Annotated in this window: 20 protein-coding genes and 2 pseudogenes; 15 read left to right on the top strand and 7 right to left on the bottom strand. The window is 64.2% G+C overall.

All coding sequences use genetic code 11. The features are described from left to right. The first annotated feature begins 36 nt into the window (after positions 1 to 36). The 6 genes and pseudogenes from fabG to CKW46_RS22295 all read left to right on the top strand — a co-directional run bounded on the left by fabG (position 37) and on the right by CKW46_RS22295 (position 5719). Positions 37 to 783 (top strand): 3-oxoacyl-ACP reductase FabG, encoded by a 747-nt coding sequence (gene fabG, locus CKW46_RS22320; RefSeq protein WP_015356660.1) that lies wholly within the window; start codon positions 37 to 39, stop codon positions 781 to 783. Next, on the top strand, positions 780 to 2003 hold the full coding sequence (locus CKW46_RS22315; RefSeq protein ID WP_117437074.1) for an acetyl-CoA C-acetyltransferase: 1224 nt from the start codon (positions 780 to 782) through the stop codon (positions 2001 to 2003). Before fabG ends, CKW46_RS22315 begins: the two co-directional genes overlap by 4 nt. A 2-nt stretch (positions 2004 to 2005) precedes the next feature. Next, complete coding sequence (locus tag CKW46_RS22310) at positions 2006 to 3262, top strand: CoA transferase (protein ID WP_482052413.1); 1257 nt, start codon at positions 2006 to 2008, stop codon at positions 3260 to 3262. Beyond that, positions 3232 to 4426 (top strand): annotated as a pseudogene (locus CKW46_RS22305) (acyl-CoA dehydrogenase family protein). Before CKW46_RS22310 ends, CKW46_RS22305 begins: the two are co-directional and overlap by 31 nt. Before the next feature lie 13 nt (positions 4427 to 4439). After that, entirely contained in the window at positions 4440 to 5153 is a 714-nt protein-coding gene (locus tag CKW46_RS22300; protein WP_012395620.1) for a GntR family transcriptional regulator, read from the top strand. A gap of 200 nt (positions 5154 to 5353) precedes the next feature. After that, positions 5354 to 5719, top strand: a complete 366-nt coding sequence (locus CKW46_RS22295; protein ID WP_015356655.1) for an Rv1352/Rv1906c domain-containing protein — start codon at positions 5354 to 5356, stop codon at positions 5717 to 5719. A gap of 316 nt (positions 5720 to 6035) precedes the next feature. Here CKW46_RS22295 and CKW46_RS22290 read toward each other — a convergent pair. The 6 genes and pseudogenes from CKW46_RS22290 to CKW46_RS22265 all read right to left on the bottom strand — a co-directional run bounded on the left by CKW46_RS22290 (position 6036) and on the right by CKW46_RS22265 (position 13063). Beyond that, positions 6036 to 7562, bottom strand: a pseudogene (locus CKW46_RS22290) (class I adenylate-forming enzyme family protein). Then, positions 7555 to 9153: a class I adenylate-forming enzyme family protein gene (locus tag CKW46_RS22285; RefSeq protein ID WP_117437096.1), complete on the bottom strand. Its 1599-nt coding sequence runs from the start codon at positions 9151 to 9153 to the stop codon at positions 7555 to 7557. Before CKW46_RS22285 ends, CKW46_RS22290 begins: the two are co-directional and overlap by 8 nt. Continuing rightward, positions 9143 to 10624 carry a class I adenylate-forming enzyme family protein gene (locus tag CKW46_RS22280; RefSeq protein WP_482052412.1) on the bottom strand — a complete coding sequence of 494 codons (1482 nt, stop codon included), beginning with the start codon at positions 10622 to 10624 and terminating at the stop codon, positions 9143 to 9145. Before CKW46_RS22280 ends, CKW46_RS22285 begins: the two co-directional genes overlap by 11 nt. Beyond that, on the bottom strand, positions 10624 to 11439 hold the full coding sequence (locus CKW46_RS22275) for an enoyl-CoA hydratase/isomerase family protein (RefSeq protein WP_117437078.1): 816 nt from the start codon (positions 11437 to 11439) through the stop codon (positions 10624 to 10626). Before CKW46_RS22275 ends, CKW46_RS22280 begins: the two co-directional genes overlap by 1 nt. Further along, positions 11430 to 12242 carry an enoyl-CoA hydratase/isomerase family protein gene (locus tag CKW46_RS22270; RefSeq protein WP_117437097.1) on the bottom strand — a complete coding sequence of 271 codons (813 nt, stop codon included), beginning with the start codon at positions 12240 to 12242 and terminating at the stop codon, positions 11430 to 11432. The genes CKW46_RS22275 and CKW46_RS22270 overlap by 10 nt, the downstream gene beginning before the upstream one ends. A 2-nt stretch (positions 12243 to 12244) precedes the next feature. Next, positions 12245 to 13063: an enoyl-CoA hydratase-related protein gene (locus CKW46_RS22265; protein WP_015356650.1), complete on the bottom strand. Its 819-nt coding sequence runs from the start codon at positions 13061 to 13063 to the stop codon at positions 12245 to 12247. A gap of 119 nt (positions 13064 to 13182) precedes the next feature. Here CKW46_RS22265 and CKW46_RS22260 point away from each other — a divergent pair, with 119 nt between their 5' ends. Together CKW46_RS22260 and CKW46_RS22255 are read left to right on the top strand one after the other, a co-directional pair. Beyond that, positions 13183 to 13857 carry a hypothetical protein gene (locus tag CKW46_RS22260; protein ID WP_015356649.1) on the top strand — a complete coding sequence of 225 codons (675 nt, stop codon included), beginning with the start codon at positions 13183 to 13185 and terminating at the stop codon, positions 13855 to 13857. Continuing rightward, the gene (locus CKW46_RS22255) at positions 13854 to 14750 is read left to right on the top strand and encodes an enoyl-CoA hydratase/isomerase family protein (RefSeq protein ID WP_482052411.1); all 897 of its coding nucleotides are present in this window, start codon (positions 13854 to 13856) and stop codon (positions 14748 to 14750) included. The genes CKW46_RS22260 and CKW46_RS22255 overlap by 4 nt, the downstream gene beginning before the upstream one ends. 12 nt (positions 14751 to 14762) lie before the next feature. Here CKW46_RS22255 and CKW46_RS22250 read toward each other — a convergent pair whose 3' ends face one another. Beyond that, complete coding sequence (locus tag CKW46_RS22250; protein ID WP_117437081.1) at positions 14763 to 15566, bottom strand: TetR/AcrR family transcriptional regulator; 804 nt, start codon at positions 15564 to 15566, stop codon at positions 14763 to 14765. A gap of 953 nt (positions 15567 to 16519) precedes the next feature. Between CKW46_RS22250 and CKW46_RS22245 the strand changes: the two genes are divergently transcribed. The 7 genes from CKW46_RS22245 (at position 16520) to CKW46_RS22215 (ending at position 23878) form a co-directional block, all read left to right on the top strand. Then, entirely contained in the window at positions 16520 to 17164 is a 645-nt protein-coding gene (locus tag CKW46_RS22245; protein ID WP_117437083.1) for a hypothetical protein, read from the top strand. Next, positions 17161 to 17718: a GNAT family N-acetyltransferase gene (locus tag CKW46_RS22240; protein ID WP_252872571.1), complete on the top strand. Its 558-nt coding sequence runs from the start codon at positions 17161 to 17163 to the stop codon at positions 17716 to 17718. Before CKW46_RS22245 ends, CKW46_RS22240 begins: the two co-directional genes overlap by 4 nt. A gap of 541 nt (positions 17719 to 18259) precedes the next feature. Next, positions 18260 to 19096 (top strand): enoyl-CoA hydratase, encoded by an 837-nt coding sequence (locus CKW46_RS22235; RefSeq protein WP_020786595.1) that lies wholly within the window; start codon positions 18260 to 18262, stop codon positions 19094 to 19096. Positions 19097 to 19124: 28 nt separating this feature from the next. Then, on the top strand, positions 19125 to 20330 hold the full coding sequence (locus tag CKW46_RS22230) for an amidohydrolase family protein (protein ID WP_117437085.1): 1206 nt from the start codon (positions 19125 to 19127) through the stop codon (positions 20328 to 20330). 19 nt (positions 20331 to 20349) lie between these two features. Continuing rightward, positions 20350 to 21984, top strand: coding sequence for an acyl-CoA synthetase (locus CKW46_RS22225; protein ID WP_482052410.1), 1635 nt, complete (start codon positions 20350 to 20352; stop codon positions 21982 to 21984). Further along, on the top strand, positions 21981 to 22817 hold the full coding sequence (locus tag CKW46_RS22220) for an amidohydrolase family protein (protein WP_015356642.1): 837 nt from the start codon (positions 21981 to 21983) through the stop codon (positions 22815 to 22817). The genes CKW46_RS22225 and CKW46_RS22220 overlap by 4 nt, the downstream gene beginning before the upstream one ends. After that, positions 22814 to 23878, top strand: a complete 1065-nt coding sequence (locus tag CKW46_RS22215; RefSeq protein WP_015356641.1) for an acyl-CoA dehydrogenase family protein — start codon at positions 22814 to 22816, stop codon at positions 23876 to 23878. The genes CKW46_RS22220 and CKW46_RS22215 overlap by 4 nt, the downstream gene beginning before the upstream one ends. Positions 23879 to 23884 lie beyond the last annotated feature (6 nt).

The following is a 23884-nucleotide window of genomic DNA, read 5'->3' as shown; positions in this document are numbered from 1 at the left end:
GAGCCCTCCGAGGGCCAGAAGACGTAGGGAAGTGTGATGTCGGTGTCGTTGCTGAACGGTCAGATCGCGGTAGTTACCGGTGGGGCCCAGGGCTTGGGCTTGGCGATCGCGGAGCGGTTCGTTTCCGAGGGTGCTCGGGTAGTCCTTGGTGATGTGAACCTCGAGGCGACTGAGGCTGCGGCCAAGCAGCTGGGCGGCGGGGAGGTCGCGGTGGCGGTGCGGTGTGACGTGACCAAGGCCGACGAGGTCGAGACGCTGCTGCAGGCCGCGCTGGAACGGTTCGGTGGCTTGGACATCATGGTCAACAACGCCGGCATCACTCGTGACGCGACGATGCGCAAAATGACCGAGGAGCAGTTCGATCAGGTCATCGATGTGCACCTGAAGGGCACCTGGAACGGCATCCGGCTGGCCGCGGCCATCATGCGTGAAAACAAGCGCGGCGCAATCGTCAATATGTCGTCGGTGTCGGGCAAGGTGGGGATGGTCGGCCAGACCAACTACTCCGCCGCCAAAGCCGGGATCGTCGGGATGACCAAGGCGGCCGCCAAAGAACTCGCCCACGTCGGTGTCCGGGTCAATGCCATCGCTCCGGGCTTAATCCGCTCGGCGATGACAGAAGCCATGCCGCAACGTATCTGGGACCAGAAGTTGGCTGAAGTGCCGATGGGGCGAGCCGGCGAACCCAGCGAAGTCGCTAGTGTTGCCTTGTTTTTGGCCTGCGATCTGTCCTCGTATATGACCGGCACCGTGCTGGACGTGACGGGAGGACGGTTCATATGAGTGCCGCTATGCGCCAGGCTGTCATCTGCGAACCCGTCCGCACACCGATCGGTCGCTACGGCGGAATGTTCAAGTCATACAGCGCTGTTGATCTGGGCGTCGTCGCGCTGCGCGGACTGCTCGATCGCACCGGCCTGGCGCCCGCTGCGGTCGGGGATGTGATCCTCGGGCACTGCTACCCCAGTAGCGAGGCCCCGGCCATCGGACGGGTGGTGGCGCTGGATGCCGGCCTGCCGGTGACGGTTCCCGGTATGCAGGTCGATCGGCGCTGCGGATCCGGGCTACAAGCGGTGATTCAGGCCTGCCAGCAAGTCAGCAGCGGCGATAGCGACCTCGTCGTTGCCGGAGGCTGCGAAAGCATGAGCAATGTCACTTTCTATTCCACCGATATGCGCTGGGGCGGTGCCCGCGGCGGAATACGCGTGCACGACGGACTGGCTCGCGGCCGCGTCACCGCGGGTGGAAGACACTACCCGGTGCCGGGCGGGATGCTGGAGACCGCCGAGAATCTACGGCGTCAGTATGGTATTTCGCGTTTGGAGCAAGACGAGCTGGCGGTGACATCGCATCAGCGTGCGGTCGCAGCCCAGAAGGATAGAATTTTCGCCGAGGAGACCATTGCCGTTCCGGTGCGAACCCGCCAAGGCGAGGAAATGATCGACACCGACGAACATCCACGTGCCGACACCTCGGTGGAGGCCCTGAGCGGGCTCAAACCCGTTCTGCACCGAGATGATCCCGAAGCGACGGTGACGGCGGGCAATGCCAGCGGGCAAAACGACGCCGCATCGATGTGCGTGGTGACCACACCGGAGAAGGCCGACGAGTACGGGCTGAGACCTTTGGTGCGTTTGGTGTCCTGGGGCCTGGCCGGGGTGGCGCCCGACGTCATGGGCATCGGTCCGGTACCAGCCACCGAGGCCGCGCTCGCCAAGGCGGCTCTGCGCTTGGCCGACATCGATCTGATCGAACTCAACGAGGCGTTTGCCGCCCAAGCGCTCGCGGTGATGCGGGAATGGAACTTCGGCGCCGCCGACCGCGACCGAACCAACGTGCACGGGTCGGGTATTTCGCTGGGCCACCCGGTGGGCGCGACCGGTGCCAGAATGCTGGCCACCCTGGCTCGTGAACTCACTCGCCGTCAGGCGCGCTACGGGCTGGAGACGATGTGTATCGGTGGCGGCCAGGGCCTGGCGGCGATCTTCGAGCGGGTCGGGTAGCCATGCCTGGGCCGGACTTGCCGCTGAGCGGCATTAGCGTTGTAGAGGTATCCAGCTTCGTCGCGGCGCCGCTGTGCGGCATGACGCTGAGCCAGCTGGGTGCGCAGGTTATCCGCGTCGACCCGATCGGCGGTGCCTCCGATATCCGCCGCTGGCCCCTGGCGGCCAGCGGCACATCGATCTACTGGACCGGGCTGAACAAGGGCAAGCGTTCGGCCACCATCGATCTGCGCTCGGCAGCAGGACAGCGGCTGGTCCAGCGCCTCGTCCTGGAAGGCGACGGAGTCGTGGTGACCAATGCCAGCCTGCCCTGGCTCAGCCACGAAGTATTGGCCGCCACGCGTTCTGACGTCATCCATCTGCAGTTGCTGGGACGGCGAGACGGCGGTACCGGGGTGGACTACACCGTCAACGCGGCGACCGGATTCCCGCTCGTCACCGGTCCGGCCGACCATGCCGGCCCGATCAACCATGTGCTGCCCGCGTGGGACGTTAGTTGTGGGCTCTACGCCGCGCTCGCAGTGGTTGCCGCGCTGCGCCGCCGCGACCAGACCGGGGCGGGAGCGCAGATCAGTTTGGCGTTGGAGGACGTGGCGCTGGCCACGGCGGGGAACCTGGGCCTGCTGACCGAGCCGCAGGTCAACGGTACCCAGCGTGAGCGGCTGGGTAACTCCATCTACGGCCAGTACGGCCAGGACTTCGCCAGCCGCGACGGGACATCGTTCATGGTCATCACGCTGACCCGTCGGCACTTTCGCGATCTGGTCGACGTGACCGGCACCGGTCCGGCGGTAACGGCGCTGGCCGAGGCGCTGGGGGTGGACTTCGATGCCGAAGGCGATCGATACCGATACCGCAGCGTGCTCAATGGTCTGTTCGCCGCCTGGTTCGCCGATCACACGGCCGAGCAGATCGGCGCGGCATTGTCAGCCACGACTGTGCTCTTCGAGCGGTACCGAACTTTCGCGGAGGTGGCAGCCGATCCGAAAGTGACTGCCAACCCGTTGTTTTCTCAACTGAGCCAGCCTGGTGTGGGGGACTACCTTGCTCCGGGCCTGCCGACCGCTTTCGACGGGTGTCGCCCCACAGGTGCGCCCGCCCCGGCGCTCGGAGAACACACCGCCGACGTGTTGACCGAGTACCTGGGTTTGACGACGGCAGATATCGCCCGTTTGGCCAGCGCCAAGACGATCGGCGGTCCAGACGGCCAGCAAGATAAGGAGTACGCGTGGCCAAACTCGCTCAGACACTGGGCCTAACCGAACTACAGGCCGAGATTGTCGCGACGGTAAGGCAATTCGTCGACAAGGAAGTGATTCCCAACGCGTCCGAGCTGGAACGCAAGGATGCCTATCCGCACGAGATTGTCGAGCAGATGCGTTCCATCGGCCTTTTCGGCCTGATGATTCCGGAGCAGTACGGCGGGCTGGGCGAGTCGCTGCTGACCTACGCGTTGTGCGTGGAGGAGCTGGCCCGTGGCTGGATGAGCGTGTCAGGTGTGCTCAACACCCACTTCATCGTGGCCTACATGCTGCGCCAGCATGGCACCGAGGAGCAGCGGCAACGCTTTCTGCCGCGGATGGCCACCGGGGAGTCCCCGCGGTGCGTTCTCGATGTCAGAGCCCGAACTGGGCTCCGATGTTGCCGCGATCCGCACCCGGGCCACGCGTGGCGCGGACGGCAACTACACCATTGACGGGCAGAAGATGTGGCTGACCAACGGTGGCAGTTCGACATTGGTAGCGGTGCTGGTGCGAACCGACGAAGGCGCTGCCCAGCCGCACCGCAACCTGACCGCATTTCTGGTCGAGAAGCCAACCGGGTTCGGGGAAGTGTTGCCGGGCCTGACAATTCCGGGAAAAATCGACAAGCTGGGCTACAAAGGCATCGATACCACCGAACTCATATTCGATGGCTATCGGGCAACCGCTGACGACATCCTCGGTGGCACCCCGGGACAGGGTTTCTTTCAGATGATGGACGGAATCGAGGTCGGCCGGGTGAACGTATCGGCGCGAGCCTGCGGGGTTGGCCTGCGCGCCTTCGAGCTGGCGGTTCGCTACGCGCAACAACGCCACACCTTCGGCAAGCCGATCGCCGAGCACCAGGCCATTTCATTCCAGTTGGCAGAGATGGCGACCAAGGTCGAGGCGGCACACCTGATGATGGTCCACGCGGCGCGGCTGAAGGACTCCGGTGAGCGCAATGACGTCGCGGCTGGAATGGCTAAATATCTTGCCAGCGAATATTGTTCGGAAGTCACCCAGCAGAGCTTCCGCATCCACGGCGGCTACGGATACTCAAAGGAGTACGAGATCGAGCGGCTGATGCGTGATGCACCATTCCTGCTCATCGGCGAGGGCACCAGCGAAATTCAGAAGTCCATCATCAGCAAGCGGCTACTGCACGAGTACCGAGAGTAGGGCTAGTAGGGCGATGACTGATCCGGAATTCGCGGCGCGGCCACAACTTTCCGACGACGTTGCGCGATACGTCCGCAAGAGGATATACGAAGGCAACTACGCCGCGGGCAAATACATACGGCTGGACCAGTTAGCGGCCGAGTTGGGGATCAGTGTCACACCGGTGCGTGAGGCGCTGTTCGCACTTCGCGCCGAAGGCCTGGTTGCCCAACAGCCGCATCGCGGCTTCGTGGTGTTGCCGCTGACCAAGCGCGACCTTGCCGATGTCGCATATGTGCAGGCTCACGTTGGCGGCGAGCTGGCGGCGCGGGCCGCGATCAACATCGGCGCCGCGCAGCTAGCTGAACTGCAGCAGATACAAGCGCAGCTTGAGGAAGCCTACGCCGCTGACGACGACGAGCGGACGGTCCGGTTGAACCACGAGTTCCACCGCGCCATCAATCTTGCTGCGGATTCTCCGCGGCTCTCCCAACTGATGTCACAGATCACCCGCTACCAACCCGAATCGGTGTTCCCCGGCATCGAGCACTGGCCCGCCCGGGCGGTCAAAGACCATCGGCGGGTGTTGGTGGCGCTGAAGAAACACGATGACAAGGCTGCCCGAACCGCGATGTCAGAACACCTCGCCTCCAGCGCAGTTCCGTTGATCGACCATCTCATCGCCCGGGGAGTGGTTGCGGAGTCGGCGCCGTCCGGGTCCGCGGCCGAGCGGGCCCGAGGGGGCTAGCGCCCGGTGCTGGCTCGGCCCCGTGGGCCGGACGGGAGGGTCACCCTTCGCGCGCCAGGCCTGCCGGTTGCTGCCCCGGTGTGGTGTTTGCTGGGTCCGGTCGAATATCCGCACCCAGTTTGGTGCGATCTGTTGTTGCCCGAGTGCGTCGGGGAATACGCTGCGTATAGGGCGGGCAACGCTACCGGGAGAGGAACACCATGGCCCTAGCGTCTTTGTCCGGCGCAACCGCCGGAATTGTTGCCTGTATGACAGCCTGCGTGTTCGCCGCACCGACCGTTGCCGATCCAGGTGATCAGATACCCGGGAATGGGGTATTTCTCGTCGGCACCGACATGCTGCCGGGCACCTACCGCACCGAGGGGCCGGCCAATCCGCTCATCTTGGTCTTCGGACGGGTATCGGAGCTTTCGACCTGCTCGTGGTCGACTCCCAGCACACCCGCGGCGAGCACCGATGACATCATCGACACCAATACCTCCATGGGGCCGATGTCGGTGGTGATCCCGCCAACGGTCGCGGCCTTTCAAACGATGAACTGCAAACTCTGGATGCGGGTCGGATAGCCCCACCCGAGCTGCGGTCAATGTTGGAGAATCGTTTTGCGCCTGCGTAGATCGCCTCGTCCGTCCAGGCGTAAGTGGTCTGCATCGGCAACGGGCCCCGGGCCGTGCGCATCACGAATCGGTGGGCCGGGTCCAACTCGAGTGGCTTTGGCATCTGCCACCGCACAGCTTTGATGTTCGCATACCACTGGGTGGCGTTGTCCGGACTGCAGCAGTGCTCGGCGACTACGGTGCGTCCCGGTCGATCACGATGTCGACGGCAACATCGACCGACGTCATTTCCGGGATCCTAGATGTCGGCCGGAGCTCGCAGGCGTCATGCGGTGTTGGCCAGCATGTCGCGCAGCCGCTGGAGATCGACCTTGCCGGTCGGGCCGCGTGGAATATCAGCGTCGTCGGCCAAGAGCAGCCACACCGTCGGAACCTTGAAGGCGCTCAGCACCTGGCCCGCCGACGTTCTGAGGTCCTCGGAGGTGAGTGCCGGGGTGCTGCACACCACCGCTGCAGCCAGCCGTTGGCCCTGGGCGCCAGCCACGTTGGTGACGAAGGCGTTGGAGACGCCGTCGATTGTCCGCAAGGCGGTTTCGACCTCCACGGGGTAGACAGTGGCACCGCTGACCTTGAACATGTCGTCGGACCTGCCGTGGTAGAACAGGTAGCCGTTCGCGTCGAGGTGGCCGAGATCGGCGCTGCAGTAGTAACCATCAGCGGTGAAGACCTCTTCGCGGCTGCGCCGGCAGAGGCCGCGTAGCGTGTGCGGCCCCCGGATCTGGATCTGGCCTATCGTTTCCGCGGGGACTCGGGTGCCGGTTTCGGGGTCCACGATGCGGATTTCCATTCCGGGAAAAGGCTAGCCGCAGCTGCCCCACGCGGTGGGGGGCATATCGGTGTCGGCGCGGTAGCCGCAATACGGTCCGAATGCTTCTGTCATGCCGAACAACCTCGCCCGTGCCTCGGGCTGGGCACGTCGTTCAGGTGGTAGTAGTGCCTGTAGGCTGCCGGGCTGCAGAGCCGAAAGGTCAACGTCGACACTGCTTGGGTGCCGCGCGAGCGCCTCGGCCTGATCAGGCCACCCACGAAACATCGTGACGCGCTCTGCCTCCAGCAGGCGCAAGGTGTTCTCGGGGAACGGCCGCGCCTCGGTCACCAGGGTGGCTCCCGCGAGCAGCGCAGAGAGGATTCCGCCACCAAACCCGCCCACCCAGAAGAACGGCATCGGCAGATACAGCCGGGTGGCCGAGGTGATGCGGCGCGCGGTCAGGCCCGATCGCACCGCGCCCAAAGCGGCTCCATGGGAATGCAGGACCCCTTTGGGGGCTCCGGTGCTGCCCGAGGTGAACATGATCACCAGGGTGTCCGCCGCGGTGACTGTTTCGGCGATCGGCTCGACCATCCGGAGTGCCCGGGCACCGGCATTGGAAGAGCTGACTTGGTCGTCCGCCCAAACCCGTTGCAACGCTAGAAGTTCGGCTCTAGGTACCGACTCGACCGCGTCGAGGTATCGGTGGCCACGGAACTCCGGCACGCTGATCAGGAACTGCACCGCGGCCGAACGAAGTTGCGATGCCAACTCGCGGGGGCGCAACAAAGTGCTCAACGGAACCAGCACCGCACCGATGCGGGTCAGCGCTATCGCGATCTGTACCCAGCGCACACCGTTGGGCATGATCAGGCCAACGCGAGTGCCCATGTCGGCACCCGCTTGGATGAATGCCGCAGCCAAATCCGATGTGGAAGAATCAAGTTCGCGGTAGCTTAGTCGACTTGCCTGATCGATCACCATGGGCTTGGCGCCGTGCCGGGCGGCCTGCGACCGCACCAGGTGGTCGATGGTGTCAGGCATCGAAGCACTTCTTCAGTTGGTGCGTATCGACCTTGCCGCTGGACAGCAGCGGGATCTCGCTGGGGGTCAAGGTGGCGAGGCGGGTCGGAATCTTGTAGGCGGACAACTCCGTCTCGAGTCGTTCGCGCAGCGCCAGCTCGTCAAGCGCTCCGACACCGTCTGCAACGACGAGCACGGCGGCCACCACCTGTCCGCGCTGGGGATCGGGGATGCTCACGACATGAGCCACCATGCCCAGCTTGGCGATCGCCCTTTCGACCTCGGCCGGCGACACGTTTGCGCCCGCGGTTTTGATCAGCGAGCTCAGACGGCCGGTGAAGTACATGTATCCGTCTTGGTCGGCCCGTACCAAGTCGCCGGTATGGAACCAGCCGTCGGCATCGAAGCATTCCTCGCGGCTACGTTTGTAGTAGCCCTGCATGACGAAGGGCCCACGAATGCACAGTTCGCCAACCTGGCCGACGTTGACGACTTCCCCGGTGCCGGGCTCGATGATGATGGTGTCGAATCCGGGTGCGGGTTTACCGAACGACCCGCGCCGGGATTCGGGCTGGTCTGACTCGTCGGCGCTGATCAGCACGATGCTGCCGGCTTCGGTCATCCCCAGCATGTTGTGCCGCAGTTCGGGATCTACCGGTCTGGCTTCGGGTGCCATGATCGGATACAGATTGCCGCGGCGCATCGATGAAAGGTCCCGTCTACCAAAGCTAGGATGGTTGGCTAGCCGTGCGACTGTGGAAGCGAAACCGTTTGTCATGGTCGGCTTTTCCCGCTCGAGCAGGTCAAGGGTGGTAGCGGCGTCGGCGTTGGAACACACCAGTGTCGATCCGGCGAGCAGTGTGGCCAGCAGCCCAAAGGCGAACCCGCCGATCCAGCAGAATGGCGAGTTGCAGAACAACTTGTCGTCGGTGCCCAGTCCGCGAATGACGTTGAGATTCTGCTGATGTCTCAACAGCGCGCTGTGGGTGTGCACGACTCCCTTGGGGGCACTGGTGGTGCCCGACGTGTACACGATCGCCAGTACATCAGAGCCGTCGACGTCATCTTCCAGTGCGCGCAGCATTGTGGGGTCGATGGTCTGGCTGAGGCGGTAGACGCACTCGATACTGCGGGTTCGTCGTGGTGCCCCGCGACGATAGCTGACCCAGGCCGTCCGCAACTGCGGGATTGCCCTTGAGAATAGCCGATCTTCTCCGTCGAAGCCGGTGTCGCCAAGTAGTTGCCTCAATCGGCCCGCGTAGTCGTGGGAGCGGAATGTATCGGCGCTCAATAGGATCTGGGTGTCGCTGTCGACCAGCTGCTCGTGCAGCTCCCGGGGCGTGACGAAGGTGGAAATCGGGATGACCACCGCGCCGATTCGAGCCGCGGCGAGCATCCCGATGACGAAGTCGGAGCCGTTCGGGTAGAGCAACCCGACATGTGCTGCCTTGCCGATGCCCAGGGCGATCAGCCCGCGGGCCAGCTCCGCCGAACGCAGATCGGCCTGGGCGTAGCTGATCCGGTCGCTATCGCACACCAAGAACGGGTGATCTGGGCGACAACGGGCTTGGCGGCGCAGGATCTGCGCGACCGTCGGGGAGTCAGCCGCCATGATCCGTGCGGGAACCGGCGGCACCAAAGTAATGCCGGATTGCGCCGAGGTCAGGCTTGCCCGACGCTGTTCTCGGAATTTCGGCGACGATCGAAATCTGGGTTGGGATCTCGTAGCCGGACAACCGCGTTCGCAGATACTCCACCAGCTCGGCACCGCCGATGTCGGCGGAACCGCGCAGTTCGACCATGGCAACCGGAGTTTGACCGAGGCGCTGGTCGGATCGGCCCACTACCGCGGCAGCTGCCACCGCCGGATGGCTCTCCAACGCCGCTCGCACATCGTCGGGCAGCACCTTGAAACCTCCACGAATGATCGCCTGATCGGCTCGCCCGACAATCCAGACAAAGCCATCCGCGTCGATTCGGGCGACATCGGTGGTACGCACCCACGGGGCCGAAACGCCCAACTGGGCTGGCTTGACCTCGAGTAGGCCCAGGCTAGCCCGCTCGACCGGGGCGCCCTCGGTATCGACGATCCGAAGTTGCGTACCCGGGTTGGCCCGGCCGACGCTACCGCGTTTGGTGTGCCAATATCGCGAGTGATCTGCGAGGGTCCAGCCGGCCACGCCGCCGCCGAACTCGGTTGCCGCATAAGAAGTCAGCACGGGAATGCCGTACTTCTCGGTGAACGCATCGGCATCGTCGGGGGCCAGGGGGGCGGTGCCGCAGGTGACGGTGCGGACGCTGGCGAGGTCGGCGCGGGTGAGGTCGGAGTGCAGCACCGTCCGCAACGCGGCAGGCACCAGCGATACGGTGCGGGGCCGATGTTTGCGTACCGCCGCGGCCCAGGCGTTCAGCTCGAATCGGTCCAGCAGCACAAAGGGGCGGGCTTGCGCGATGCACTGCAGCACTCGGTAGACACCGCCGATATGCACCAGCGGTGAGTTCACGATGGCAACTCCGCGTCGGGGTTCGGTGGGCGCCGGGTCGCGATCCGGGGCTGGGCCCATGACGCTGCGGGCGAGCATGTCGTAGCTCAGGTCGACCCGGTTGGGCGGACCGGTTGTGCCGCTGGTCAACATTCGCACCGCGACGTCCGCACCGGCGCCGCGGGTGGTGTGGTCGCCGGGTTCGCCGGGGTGGTCGAACAGATCCGATAGGGACACGGTGGCGCTGTCCGTCGTATTGGTCACCAGGAGCCCAAGGTCCTCGTCCGATCCGGCGATCAGCGGCAGCTCCAAAGCGGCGATGTCGGCTCTGGTGCGTTCGTCGCCGCGTGACGGGTTGATGGTGACCACGGTGGCACCGGCGAGTAGGACGCCGAGGAACGCGGCCATCTGTGCGGGACGATTACGCAACAGTATTCCGATTTCAGGGCTCGGTTGTTTGGCGGCGAGTGCGGCCACTCGCCGGGGCGCAGCGCCGAGTTGTCCCAAGGACAGCCAGGCGCGGTCGTACTCGACAGCGCGGGCGTCTGGTTGCAGGTCCAGGGTGACGGCGATGCGTTGACTCAGGAGGTGATTCGACATCAACGAGTCTTCGGTTCGCTGCCGTCAGGACGGGGCGGTAGGTCGGCCAGTTCGGCCCTGCCCAGTGGGTTGCCCAGTCGGGTGTAGATCAGCCCCTGCTCCACCGCGGCGCGGTAGGGCTTGTCCAGCGACTCCCAGATCGCTTTCACGGTGCCCTGCGTCGCGGAGGGCGGCTTGGCGGCGATCGTCGCCGCGATCTCGTGTGCCCGCTCCCACAACCGCTGTGGCGCGACCACTTCGGATACCAGACCGATCCGTAGTGCGGTTTCGGCGCCGACCCGTTCGTCGTTGCCCATCAGGGCGATTCGCAGCGTTTCGCCCAGGCCGATCCGCCGCATCAAGCCAATCGGCTCCAGCGCGCAGACCAGACCGGCCGAGACGTGCGAGTCGAAGAATGTTGCCCCTGTGGAGCAGATGACGACGTCGGACTCATTGATGAAGTAGAACGCGCCCGCGGTGCACGTGCCCTGAACGGCGCACACCACGGGCTTCCACATCTTCTGCCATTTCGGGCTCAGGAACTCGCCGGGATCCTCATGGTTCCAGATATTTTTGGGTTGTCCGTACGGAGTCTTGATGTCGAGACCCGCACTGAACGCGCGGCTGCCGGCCGCCCGCAATACCACCGCGTGCACCGATTCGTCGTGTTTGATCAGGTGCCAGGCCGCTGCCATCTCTTCGCACATGGTGCGGTTGAACGCGTTGAGTTGGTCGGGCCGATGCAACGTGATGGTGGCGACGTGGTCGGTGGTGTTGACGTCGACCAGGATGGTTGTGAAGTCCGGTTTCTCGGATCGCTGCGGTGTCACTGGCATTGCCAATCCGGGTCTCGCTTCTCCGCGAAGGCTCTGGGGCCTTCGAGCGCATCCCGGGTCCGCAGTACCCGCTCGCGGAATGCCTCGGCGAGCATCTCGGCTTCGGGTAGCGGAAGGTCGATCCCTTTGAGGATGGCCAGGCGAGTACCCCGGACGGCCAGCGGGGCATTGCGGTTGACCATGTCGGCGATCTCGTGTGCCCGCTCGAGCAGCCGGTCGTGCTCGACCACCTCGCTGATCAAGCCGAGGTCGAAGGCGCGCCTTGCATCCATCCGCTCGTGCTTGCCGACCAGCGCCATCCTGAGCACGACCGATCGCGGTAGCACTCGGGCCAGCCTTACCAGCTCACGCCCGGCCACCAGGCCGATGCTGACGTGTGGGTCGAAGAACGTTGCCGTCTCCGACGCGATGACGATGTCCGATGTAGTGACCCAGTCCAGTCCGGCGCCGCAGCAGATGCCGTTTACTGCGGTCAGTACGGGTTTGGCCATGCCGCGAAATGGCGGCGTACCTTCTTGGGGCGCCTCCCACTGTTCGTAGGTTGCCAGGTAGGGCCGCTCGTAGATCACCTTGCCGTCGCCTGGAATGGCCTTCACGTCCGCCCCGGTGCAGAAGGCGCGACCCGTGCCGGTGACGATGGTCAGCCACACCCGGTCGTCACCTTCGGCTTCGGCGTAGGCGGCTCGCAACTCGGTGATCATGTGCGGACTCAGCGCGTTGAGGGCGTGAGGTCGGTTGAGCGTGATGGTGGCGGTGTGTCCGTCGAGCTCGTAGCCGATGGTGTCGAACGCGTCGCCAGGCATGGTCATCGTCCCTCGAATTTCGGCGTGCGATGTTGCCGGAATGCGGTCAAGCCCTCTTTGAAATCGGAGGTCCGACAAGTTAGTTCGAGGTTGAACAGTTCATGTGTCATCGACTCGGTCAGGGTTGCGTGCTGGCCGTGGTTCAGGGCCTGCTTGGCAAGCCCGATCGCAACAGTCGGCCCGCGAGCCAGTCGGGTGAGCAGCTCGTCGACCGCGCTGTCGAGGTCCGTCGCATCGACGACTTGGTGGATCAAGCCCCAGTCGGCTGCCTCGGGCGCGGTCACCTGCTCGCCAAGCAGCAGCATCCGCCGGGCCCGGGCCAAGCCAACCAGGCGCGGCAGCAGCCAGGTAGATCCCGAGTCCGGGCTGAACCCGCGGACTACGAAAGGTTCCCAGAACGTGGCATCACTGGTGGCCACGGTGAAGTCGGCGGCGAGCGCCAGGTTGGCGCCCAGCCCGGCGGCCCACCCTTGGACACCGCACACGACCGGGAGGTGGATGGTGTGCAGGAGTTCGATGACGCGGTGCGCGGCGTGCGGAATTCGCCTTAGCAGGTCGCCGGTGCGAGGGCGTTGGGTGCCGGTGCTGGCCGCGACCCAATCGGCGCCGGCGCAGAAATCGGCACCGGCACCCCGGATCAGAATCGCACGCAGCGAGTCGTCAGTGGCGGCGCCGCCCAGCGTATCGAGCAACATCTCGATCATGTTCTGAGTCAACGAATTACGCCGTGAAGGTCGATCGAGCGTGATTCGCAGCAGGGTGCCATCGCGGCGCGATGTCACCGAACCCTCGGGCCCGGCCGAGTCGGCCTCGAGACTCACCGTCGAATCCGGCCTTTCTCCGCCATATCGTTATCCATACAGTAGGCAATACGATTGCTACGCTGTATAAGTTAGCAAGGAAACATTGCTGACGGAACATCCCGGTGAAAGAGGGACGCATGGCCCAAGGCGAACCTCGGGCGGCTGCCGGTGATGCCAGGTTCGGCGAGTCGCCGCTGGCCCAGACCGTCGCCGCCGCGGGTGTCATCCGTCGCCTCACCTCGCTGTTGCTGGCGATGGAACACCCACATCCCACGGTTGATGCCATGCTCGCGCAGTGCTGCGAGTGGGAACGTGAGCTGGCCGCGGCCGCCCCGGACAATGCCGCGCGCATCGGTCCGGATGCGGACGGCAACCGCGTCTACCTCAATCACGCGACTGACATCGGCGCCTACAACCCGTGTTTTCCCGAATACAAGTTCGATCAACTCGATCCCGAGCGCGCGGCCGGCGGGGTCAATTTCCCGTTGGTCTACGAGGGCCCGCCGGGTCTGGTGCACGGCGGATTTCTTGGTGTCTTCTTCGACTGCGTCATCCAGCATCACAACTGCGTCAGTGGGCTTTCCGGCAAGACCCGCTCCCTGGCACTGACCTTCCGCAGACCTACACCAATACTGACCCACCTGCGGTTCGACATCACGAGATCGGTGACGGACCAAGGCATCTCCTCGAAGGCGCGGCTGATGGTCGATGAACAACTGCTCTGCACCGGCGAAGTCCAGACATTGGCATCGCGACCGGAAGAGTTGGCGACGTATCAATTCGGGCGACGGCGAAAGGTGTCTGGCTCATGACCGCCGCAGACGGCCCGGATGACCGTATGCAGTTCGAGGCGGAACCGGGTACGAGAATCGCGACCATCACGCTGAACAACCCCACGAGGCGCAATGCATATGACGCGGCGATGCGTGATGCCATTGCCGGCTACCTGGACCGCGTTGCCGCGGATGACGATCTCACCGTCGTCATCTTGCGTGGCACCGGCGGGGTCTTTAGCGCCGGCGCTGACATGAACAACGCCTACGGGTGGTACGGCGAGGCTGACGCCCCGGCCGCGGATCCGCCAACCCAGCGGCGCCCTAGCCAACGTCGCCGACTTACCGTGGACCGCAGGTCATTCAGCTTCTACCACAACCTCATGGGCTTTCCGAAGGTCACGGTGGGTGAGATCGCGGGCCATGCGCTGGGGGGAGGTTTCGAGATGGCCCTGATGACCGACATCTCAGTGATCGCGCGCAACGCCCGAATCGGTATGTCGGCAACGCGATTCCTGGGGCCTGCGCTGGGCAGTCTGCACATGTTCTTTCACCGGCTGGGGCCGGTGTTGGCCCGCCGGGTACTGCTCACCGGTGACATTATTGAAGCGGGTGACGTCGAACATCTTGGAATCTTCACCGACACCTGCGATTGCGGCGCCGTGGCGGCCCGAGCCCGGTACTGGGCAGAGAAGGCGGCAAAGATGCCCGCCGACGGCATCGTCATCGCCAAAGAGGCCTTTCGGCTGGTTGAGCAGACGCAGGCATACGCGGGTGAGGAAGTCGCCAGCTATCTCTTCCACGCCTTCGGCACCAACTTGCAGTTCGCGCCGGGGGAGTTCAATTTCGTCAAAACGCGGGCCGAGCACGGAACGAAGGAGGCATTCCGGCTGCGTGACGAGCACTTTCACGTGCCCGAGCCCGAGTCCTGATATCCGAAAGGTCTAACGCGTCGTAGCCTTTGCCCGGGTTCGCGGCGCTGGTGGCTTGGCCGCCTTGCGCGGCCGCGACGGGGCCGACTTGGCGGCTTTGGCCCGTTCGTCGATCAACCTGCCGGCGTGGTCGAGAATGCAATCAAGGCCGTATTCGAAGTTGGCCTCATCGGGGGTCGCGATCCGGTGTCCCTTTCCGCTGACTTGCGCAAGCAGCGGTGTGGTCAGCGGGTCGATGTTCATGGCGTCTTCGATTGCCCGCGGGCCGCTGTCGGCCGACTGGGTCTTCTCGTAAAGCCGGTGCAGCACCACTGATCCGCGCACGTGTATCGAGACCGTGGCATAGGTGTCGAAGGCGTCCTCGGGGGATAGCCCCGCCTCCACCAGATTCGCGATTGCCCGCTCCATCTCTTGCGCGCCCAGTCGGGCGGTCTTGGGACTCAGGGCTGACCTGATCAGAATCAGATCGCACAGTATTGGGTTGCCCATGAAGGTCTTACGCATCAGACGGGCGTGGTTGCGTAACGTCTCGCGCCAGTCGCTGGCCTCCACGTAGGGAGTGGCGAACACGTACTTGCTCAAGGCGCGGTCGGTCATCGCATTGAGCAGGTCGTCCTTCTTGCGGAAGTACCAGTAGATGCTGGTAACGCCGACCCCAAGATGTTTGCCCAGCATTGGCATGCTCAGGTTGTCGATCGATACCTGCTCGGCAAGCTCGAACGCGCCGCTGATGATGTCATCGGGATTGATCGAACCGCGTTCGCGTCGTTGACGTTTGTCGGCGGCTGCCCGCTTTGCCACTACCGGCACCTCCATCAATCTCCTGCGTGTGCGATCCCAAGCCGACCACCGGACGAACCTACCGGCAGTTGCACTCCGACCTGTGTATACGATGACGTGTCGTCGCCAAGCCTGACCGTCAACCTTACCGGGGGCGGGCCGATCGCTGAGGGCGACAGCTATGCGGTAATGTCAGGTGGGAGCGTCTCCGCACTGCTTCGGGCGGCCTTACCTTTATTACTGTAATGCCTATCGTAGGCACTTTGGTATCCAGCGGCGCGCGGGTGAACACGATCGAGTGCGGGCGCGGTGGCGCAGTGCGCTGTGCCGGAGGTAACCAAACGACCGCTGCGGCGAAGGCGGTGCCGATCTAGTCGGGGGATTGTGGGTTTGGCTGTCGACAACCCAGTCTGACCCGAGTGCAAGGTTGCCCGCTCAGCTACCGATCCCGCGGCACCGGGACGGTGGGCTCGAGTACGGCCCGATCCGGTCGCTGGTAGGGCGCGCCAGCAGTCTCATTGTACGCAACGAGCGCGTGGTCACCGGTGAATGTACTATCGCCCAGCAGGGCCGCGTCGCCTCCAATGAGGCGCCTTCCCGCGGTGTTGCGCGGGGATGATAGGGCCGAATTTCTTGTGGCGCAACAATGCAGCGGGAAGCTCATCGATATTGGTTGCGTCTTATCGCCGGTGGCGGGCGCCGGCGCAACGGCGATGTGAGGCCGTCGCGGCAGCGCATCCGTGACGAATGCCTCAGCGCGTGACAGCATCTGGTCGTTGGCCCTGGACCGCGTGGTCGTCGGCGACCGGAACAGGTTGACAACCGCGACCGCGGCAAATTCTTCGGTGGGCGACTCGCCGTAGTTCGGCTACTCTGCCCTTATACCCGCCAATGGGCGACGCACGTTTCCTGATCCGCGGATCGGGGTTGCGTCCAGATGCATTGGTACACAGGCCAGGCTGTCAGGATCTGCGAGAGGGCACCCCGAGATGGAGAAGAACCTGGGCAAGTTGCTGGACCATGCACCGGAGCAGGGCGTAGAAGAACCGTGCTGCTCGGTCCCCGATATCGGCACGATTTGGGTTCGCCGTGCGACGCGAGAAGAGCTCCCCGAGCTATATGCGTTGATCAAGCGTGAGGTGGGCGACGTCGCGAGTTTTGAAGTGCTCGAAAGTGTTTTCAATAAGAACGCTGACAGCATTTGGGCCGTCTATCGCTCGAGTGATGACACGCGCGCCGATGCAGAACTGATCGGCTCATACGCCTTCCTTCACTTGAATCAGACCGGCCTTGAGCGCCTGGAATCTGGCACATTTGATGGACGTGATCCCGATCTAGGCCTGATCGTTGGGTCGGGAACCCAGCCCGCAGTACTTTACGTCTGGGTCATGTTGCTGACGGTGCGCGGGATTTCGCGCATCGTGACGTGGCTTTTCGTCAATGCCGCGGGTGCGGAAACCCTGAGTGCACCGATGTTCACGACCGCCGCAACGACGGACGGCGTGAACGCGGCTCAGGGCTACGGCTTTCTGGCCCAGGGGCAGGGTGGCGTATCCGCAGGCCAGCTCTACCGGGTAGAGCGTCCCGAGCGTGCGGTGGGAGTGTCCAACTCGGTGCGAGCTGTATTGCCGTGAACTTGTCCGCCTCCGTGGTTGTCACCCATGATCGCCTGGCAGAAGCTTTTGCGATTCGTTCCGCCGTGTTCATGTCGGAGCAAGAATGTCCTTACGAGGAAGAATTTGATGGCAACGATTTCTGTGCCACTCATATTCTGGGTTTTGTCGAAGGCCGACCGGCCGGGACGATGCGCGTACGCTGGTTCGCGGAGTTCGCAAAGTTTGAACGTGTTTGCGTGCTCCCGCAGTACCGCAATTCTGACGTCGTGAACACGATGATTGAGTTGTCGTTTGATGTGGCGAACCGCAAGGGCTTCACCGCAATCTACGGCCATGCTCAGGTGCGGCTTGTGCACTTTTGGGAGAAGTTCGGGTTCAAGCCCATGCGGAAAGGGGCCAAACTTGTTTTCTCCGATCATGAATATGTGGAAATGATGTGCGAGAAACGGCCGAGGTCCGACGCCATCACGCTGGCGAGCGACCCCTATCTGTTGTTGCGGCCGGAAGGGGCGTGGGACGATCCGGGCGTGCTGGAACGGTCCGCGGCCCGGCCCGCGACCAATCCGTATTAGCCGCCACCGTGGCGCGTGCCGGGGTCCGCGCGCTAGCGCTGAGCTTTTGTGCGGGGCGAGTCCTCGGATGGAATCTATTTGCGTGCAACAGAATTGACCATGGCAATGGTCGACGTGGCGTAAGGGATCCGGAAAAGTAGCCGTGAACTCGGGATTTTGGTGATGTTGCCGTGGGCTAGGCGGGGCGGATTTTGACCCCGATGAGTTCGGCAAGACGTGGGGTGGGGGTCTGGCGGTGGCCCCAAACGTCGATGGATTGGGTCGGCGCGTCAGTCGGTCACACCCCTGGCGCACGTGTGGGTTCGCTGTACTGAGGTGTCCAGGGGGCAAAGTCGATGGTCTGGCCGGGCCCGCCGAGACCGTGGGCGCCGGGGGATCGGGTTCATCGGCATGGTGGCCATAAGTTGTCCTCCGGTGCGGCACAATTCGCTGTTCCGCTGCAGGACGGTGACCTGCGGCGGCGGTTGTAGAATGCGGTACCGATAGGTATACAGTATGCGTATAGGGGTCGCGGTCGGCCGGCAGCGGTGAGGAGATGCGGATGAGCGCTGCTGATGCGCAAGGCGCAGTGCTCTACGAAGCGACGCCGGGCGGCGTCGCGATCATCACGTTCAATCGGGCCGATCGCCTCAACGCCTGGGGGCCCGACCTTGCCGCCGGGTTCTACACGGCGATCGATCGCGCTGAGGCGGATCCGGGTATCAGGGTCATCGTGCTGACCGGGCGGGGCCGTGGCTTTTGCGCGGGCGCCTATCTTGGGTCGGCGGATGCGGCGGCGGGGTACGACAAGACTATGGCGAAGGCGAAGGACGCGAACCTGGCCGATCTGGTTGGTGAACGCCCACCCCATTTCGTGACCATGCTGCGCAAGCCGGTGATCGCCGCGATCAACGGACCATGTGTGGGCATCGGCCTGACCCAGGCGCTGATGTGTGATGTCCGATTCGCCGCGGCCGGGGCAAAGTTCGCGGCGGTGTTCGCGCGGCGCGGCCTGATCGCAGAGTTCGGTATCTCCTGGATTTTGCCGCGTCTGACCAGCTGGGCGGTCGCGCTCGATCTGTTGTTGAGCGGTCGGACCTTTCTGGCCGAGGAGGCCGCCCAGCTCGGGTTGGTCAAGGAAGTCGTCACCCCCGAACAGTTGATGCCACGCGCCCTCGAGTACGCCGAAGACATCGCCCGTTACTGTTCGCCATCTTCGATGGCGGTGATCAAGCGCCAGGTCTACGGCGACGCCACCCGCGATGTCGTGGAAGCCACCTCACACGCCGAAGTGCTGCTGCGTGAAGCGATGCCGAGGCCGGATGTCATCGAGGGAATTGTCAGCTTCCTGGAGAAGCGGCCACCGCAGTTTCCGTCGCTGACCTCATCGGAACGCTGAGCGATTCGGCGTTGCGGGAAGGACGATCATGGACAGCTTGGGTTACAAGGCGATCGACGTCGACAACCACTACTACGAGCCCCTGGACGCGTTCACCCGGCATCTAGACAAGAAGTTCCGCAGACGCGGTGTGCAAATGGTTACCGACGGCCGGCACACTCAGGTGATAATCGGCGACCGGGTCAACCGCTTCATCCCCAACCCGACATTTGACCCGATCATCGTTCCGGGCTGCCTGGACCTGCTGTTCCGCGGCGAGATACCCGACGGCGTAGACCCGGCATCGCTGATGAAGGTCGAGAAGCTGGAACTTCGTCCCGAATACCGGAACCGGGATGCACGCGTCGTCGTCGTCGAAAGCCAGGGCATCGAGACGATCTTCATGTTCCCGACCTTCGGCTGCGGAGTCGAGGAGGCGCTCAAGGCGGACATCGAGGCCACCGCGGCATCGCTGCATGCGTTCAATCTGTGGCTGGACGAGGATTGGGGTTTCGACCGGCCGGACCATCGCATCATCGCGGCACCCATGATCTCGCTGGCCGACCCCGAGAAGGCGCTCCAGGAAGTCGAATTCGTGCTCGAGCGAGGCGCCCGGATGGTGCACGTGCGTCCGGCACCGGTACCGGGTGTCCCCAGGAACCGGTCGCTCGGTCACAGGTCGCACGACCGGGTCTGGGCTCGGTTGGCCGAGGCCAACGTTCCGGTGGCGTTTCACTTGGGCGACAGTGGCTATCTTGAGATTGCCGGAATGTGGGGAGGCAAGGAAACCTTCGAGCCCTTCGCGGCTCCGCCCGACCCGCTGGACAAGATCCTCGTCGACGACCGCGCCATCCACGACACCATGGCGTCGTTGATCGTCCACGGGGTCTTCGATCGTCATCCCACGCTGCGGGTGGCCAGCATCGAGAACGGCTCCGAATGGGTGCACAGGCTGGCCAAGCGTCTGAAGAAACTAGCCAATCAGCACCCGCGCTCGTTCTCCAACGACCCCGTCGATGCGTTGCGCGAGCATGTCTGGATATCGCCCTACTACGAGGAAGATCTCACGGTGCTGGCCGACAGGATCGGGGTCGACCGCATCCTGTTCGGCTCGGACTGGCCACACGGTGAAGGGCTGGAGTCGCCGCTGGCGTTCACCGAAGAGCTAACCGGATTCAGCCGGGCAGAGGTGCAAAAGATCATGCGTGACAACGCCTTGGACTTCCTCGGTGTCACGGTGGCGTCGGTCGCCTAGGTTTTCCGGAGTTGTGGCCGTGACCGAATGGACGATCGGCGCCGTGCTGGACGCTATCGCCGAGGTCGTTCCGGATCGCCCGATGACCGTGTGCGGCCCCCGCCGCACCAGCTTCGCCGAGGCGGCGCAACGAACCAGCCGGTTGGCAAGCTACCTCAACAAACAGGGGTTCGGGGCGCACCGCGCACGAGAGACACTGCAGCGGTGGGAATGCGGTCAGGATCGGGTTGCGCTGATCATGCACAACGACCTCTACCCCGACATGGTGATTGGTTGCTTGAAGGCACGCGTGGTCCCGGTCAACGTCAACCACCACTACTCGCCGCACGAGATCGCGGAGTTGCTGGACTATGTCCGGCCACGGGGCATCATCTACCATCGCGCGCTGGGAGCGCGGTTCGCTGATCTGCTGCCGGCAGCGGGGGCCGACCTCCTGGTGTCCATCGACGACGGGAGCGGCGCCGCAGAACTTCCCGGTGCGGTCTCACTGGATGAGGTGGTGACCGCCGGTGCACCCAACTACCGGCCGACTGGATCACCCGACGATCTGATCATGATGTGTACCGGCGGCACGACGGGTCGGCCCAAGGGAGTCCTATGGCGACAGGGCGACATGTACGTCGCCTCGATGGTCGGTGCCGATCACGCCAACGTCGACGAGATCCGTCAGAAGGTGCGTCTCGGTGGCTCACCTTGGTTCGCGGTTTCGCCGCTGATGCACGCGGCGGGCCTGTGGACCGCGTTTTCGGGTTTCCTCAGCGGGTTTCCGGTGGTGCTGTATGACGACCGCGCCAAGCTCGATGTCCGGTCGGTGTGGGCAACCGCCGAACGCGAAAAGGTTGGCATGGTCACGATGGTGGGCGATGCCTACGCCGGCCCACTGGTCGCGGAGCTGAGCGCTCACCCCTATGACTTATCTGCCCTGCAGGCGATCGGAACCGGTGGCGCGGCAACAAACCCCAAGTACAAACGCGCACTGATGGAGCGGCTGCCGCACGTCACGATCATCGAAGGCTATGGATCATCGGAAACCGGCAATATGGCGTTCGGCCACAGCCGCAATGGCATGGCGAGTGAGACGTTCGCGATGAGGTTCGGCGGAGCGGTCGCGTCGGCTGATCGCAGCAGATTCCTGCAGCCCGGTACGGCTGAGATTGGTTGGGCGGCCCGGATGGGCCGGATCCCGCTCGGGTACTTCAACGATCCAGAGGCCACCCGACGGACGTTCCCCGAGATCGAGGGTCATCGCGTCGTGATTCCCGGGGACCGGGCCGCCATCGAGAACGATGGCACCATCCGACTTTTGGGGCGGGATTCGTTGGTGGTCAATACCGGTGGTGAGAAGGTCTTCGTCGAAGAGGTCGAGGAAGTCCTGCGTGGGCATCCCGACATCGCGGATGCGTTGGTCGTTGGGCGCGCCAGCCAGCGGTGGGGGCAGGAAGTGGTCGAGCTCGTCGCGGCGCGCCCCGGGGTGGATCTGGCCGGCGACGAGCGGGCGCTCTATGCCCTGTGCACTGCGAAGCTGGCCCACTTCAAAGCGCCCAAGGCCTTCATCTTCGTGTCGCACATTCAGCGTCTTGGCAATGGCAAGCCGAACTATCGCTGGGCCAAACAAGCCGCGGCCCAGCAGCTTCCGGTGGGGGGATCCGCATGACTGACAGGGCGATCGACTGCCTGGTGAACGTGCACTTCGGTGAAGCCGAGGCGCAGCCGAACTGGATGCTGAAGGTCCGCGACGACTACTTCAAGGGCCCCGACTCGATGTTCTCGCCGGTTGATCTGGCCCAGCTCCTCGACGAGATGGACGAACAAGGGGTACAACGAGCGATCCTGATGGACTCGTTGGCCAGTCCCTCGATCACCGCACGCAAGTTTGTTCAAGCCAAGCCCGACCGCTTTGCCCTGGCTATGGGAGGCATCAATCTGCTGCGCCCGGTGCGGCCGCTACGGGAACTCACCGCGATCGTTGGGGAACTACCAGTCGCCTATGCCGCGGTGGGGCCTAGCTTTTGGGGCGAAGGACAATACCCGCCCAGCGACGCCGTCTACTACCCGCTCTACGCCAAGTGCGCGGAACTCGAGCTAGCGCTGTGCATCAACACCGGGATCCCCGGGCCGCCCATCCCGGGCGAGGTGCAGCATCCCATGCATCTTGACCGGGTGTGCGTGCGATTCCCTGAGCTTCGGCTGTGCATGATCCACGGTGCCGATCCTTGGTGGGACGTGGCAATCCGGCTGCTGCTCAAGTACTCCAACTTGCGGCTGATGACGTCGGCTTGGTCGCCCAAGCGGCTGCCGGAGAGCCTGCTGCACTACATGCGGACGCGAGGCAAGAACAAGGTGATCTTCGCCTCCGACTGGCCGGTGCTGCGGATGCGCAGGGTGGTGCCCGAGGCGCGCGCGCTCGATCTGCCCGCCGACGTGTTGGCCAACTACCTCTACAACAACGCGCAAGAATTTTTCTTCGGGGAGGAGAGTGGGCGATGAACCGTTTCGAACTGCGCAGGTTGGACTACAGCTTGTCCGAGGACCACTTGGCGCTGCAATCGGCCTACCGGCAGTTTCTTGCGACCCATTGTCCGATTGAAACCGTGCGTGCCGCAGAGCCTTCCGGGTTCGACAAGAACCTATGGGAGCGGCTGTGCGCGATGGGCGCTACCACGATGGCGGTCCCCGAGTCCGCGGGCGGTGACGGTGCGACCCTGGTCGACCTCACCTTGGTCGCCGAGGAGATCGGTCGTGCACTGGCCCCGGTGCCATGGATTGACCATGTCTGCGCGGCCCGACTGCTAGCCCGCCTTGGGACGCCGGATGCCGAGACCGCGGCCGTGACCGAAGGCAAACGGGTTGCCGGACTCGACGCCCGCATCGACAGCGGGTACGGCACCCGGCTGATCCCGACGGGCTCGATAGCCGACCACATCGTCGTTCGCGACGGCGACGCGATTGTGCTGCTCTCCTTCAGCAGTCGGCCGGCGCGGGTCGACAACATCGGCCGATTGCCCATGGCATGGATAGATCCCGGAACAGCCGATCTGCGCAGGGTACTCGCGCAGGGGCCCGATGCCCTCGCCAATTACCAACGTGCGCTGGATGAATGGCGACTATTGAGCGCCGCCGCCCTGGTGGGATTGGTCGAGGCGACGATGGAGATTGCGGCAGAGTTCGCCAAGACCCGCTACACGCTGGGAGTGCCGATATCGACATTGCAGGCCATCTCACATCCTCTGGCGAATATGGCCATCACGGTGCAGGGGGGCCGCAACCTGGCTCGGCGCGCGGCCTGGTTCTTGGACAACGAACCCGAAGCGCGGCCGGAGTTGGGGCTCTCGGCGTTCGTCTTCATGGCCGAAGAGGCCGCGAAGGCGGCCACCATGGCGGTGCACATCCAAGGCGGCCTGGGTGTTTCGGCGGAGGCCGCTGCGACCGCATATCTGGTACGGGCCAGGGGATGGGCACTGGCTGGTGGTGATCCGGGCGTCACCGCCCGCCGAATTGCCGAGATCGTGGCCGGCCGCGAGAGTTCGGAACAGACCGCGGGAGTCTAGGACAGG

It is taken from the genome of Mycobacterium liflandii (assembly GCF_022354805.1).
Taxonomy (GTDB): domain Bacteria; phylum Actinomycetota; class Actinomycetes; order Mycobacteriales; family Mycobacteriaceae; genus Mycobacterium; species Mycobacterium marinum.
The sequence above is the reverse complement of the archived record's forward strand: the minus strand, read 5'-3'. Positions and strand labels throughout refer to the sequence as shown.

Bases quoted from the DNA above. Each gene is read 5' to 3' on its own strand.
- fabG (WP_015356660.1), top strand. From the start codon at position 37: ATGTCGGTGTCGTTGCTGAACGGTCAGATCGCGGTAGTTACCGGTGGG.
- CKW46_RS22315 (WP_117437074.1), top strand. From the start codon at position 780: ATGAGTGCCGCTATGCGCCAGGCTGTCATCTGCGAACCCGTCCGCACA.
- CKW46_RS22310 (WP_482052413.1), top strand. From the start codon at position 2,006: ATGCCTGGGCCGGACTTGCCGCTGAGCGGCATTAGCGTTGTAGAGGTA.
- CKW46_RS22300 (WP_012395620.1), top strand. From the start codon at position 4,440: ATGACTGATCCGGAATTCGCGGCGCGGCCACAACTTTCCGACGACGTT.
- CKW46_RS22295 (WP_015356655.1), top strand. From the start codon at position 5,354: ATGGCCCTAGCGTCTTTGTCCGGCGCAACCGCCGGAATTGTTGCCTGT.
- CKW46_RS22285 (WP_117437096.1), bottom strand. From the start codon at position 9,153: ATGGCGGCTGACTCCCCGACGGTCGCGCAGATCCTGCGCCGCCAAGCC.
- CKW46_RS22280 (WP_482052412.1), bottom strand. From the start codon at position 10,624: ATGTCGAATCACCTCCTGAGTCAACGCATCGCCGTCACCCTGGACCTG.
- CKW46_RS22275 (WP_117437078.1), bottom strand. From the start codon at position 11,439: ATGCCAGTGACACCGCAGCGATCCGAGAAACCGGACTTCACAACCATC.
- CKW46_RS22270 (WP_117437097.1), bottom strand. From the start codon at position 12,242: ATGCCTGGCGACGCGTTCGACACCATCGGCTACGAGCTCGACGGACAC.
- CKW46_RS22260 (WP_015356649.1), top strand. From the start codon at position 13,183: ATGGCCCAAGGCGAACCTCGGGCGGCTGCCGGTGATGCCAGGTTCGGC.
- CKW46_RS22255 (WP_482052411.1), top strand. From the start codon at position 13,854: ATGACCGCCGCAGACGGCCCGGATGACCGTATGCAGTTCGAGGCGGAA.
- CKW46_RS22250 (WP_117437081.1), bottom strand. From the start codon at position 15,566: ATGGAGGTGCCGGTAGTGGCAAAGCGGGCAGCCGCCGACAAACGTCAA.
- CKW46_RS22245 (WP_117437083.1), top strand. From the start codon at position 16,520: ATGGAGAAGAACCTGGGCAAGTTGCTGGACCATGCACCGGAGCAGGGC.
- CKW46_RS22235 (WP_020786595.1), top strand. From the start codon at position 18,260: ATGAGCGCTGCTGATGCGCAAGGCGCAGTGCTCTACGAAGCGACGCCG.
- CKW46_RS22230 (WP_117437085.1), top strand. From the start codon at position 19,125: ATGGACAGCTTGGGTTACAAGGCGATCGACGTCGACAACCACTACTAC.
- CKW46_RS22220 (WP_015356642.1), top strand. From the start codon at position 21,981: ATGACTGACAGGGCGATCGACTGCCTGGTGAACGTGCACTTCGGTGAA.
- CKW46_RS22215 (WP_015356641.1), top strand. From the start codon at position 22,814: ATGAACCGTTTCGAACTGCGCAGGTTGGACTACAGCTTGTCCGAGGAC.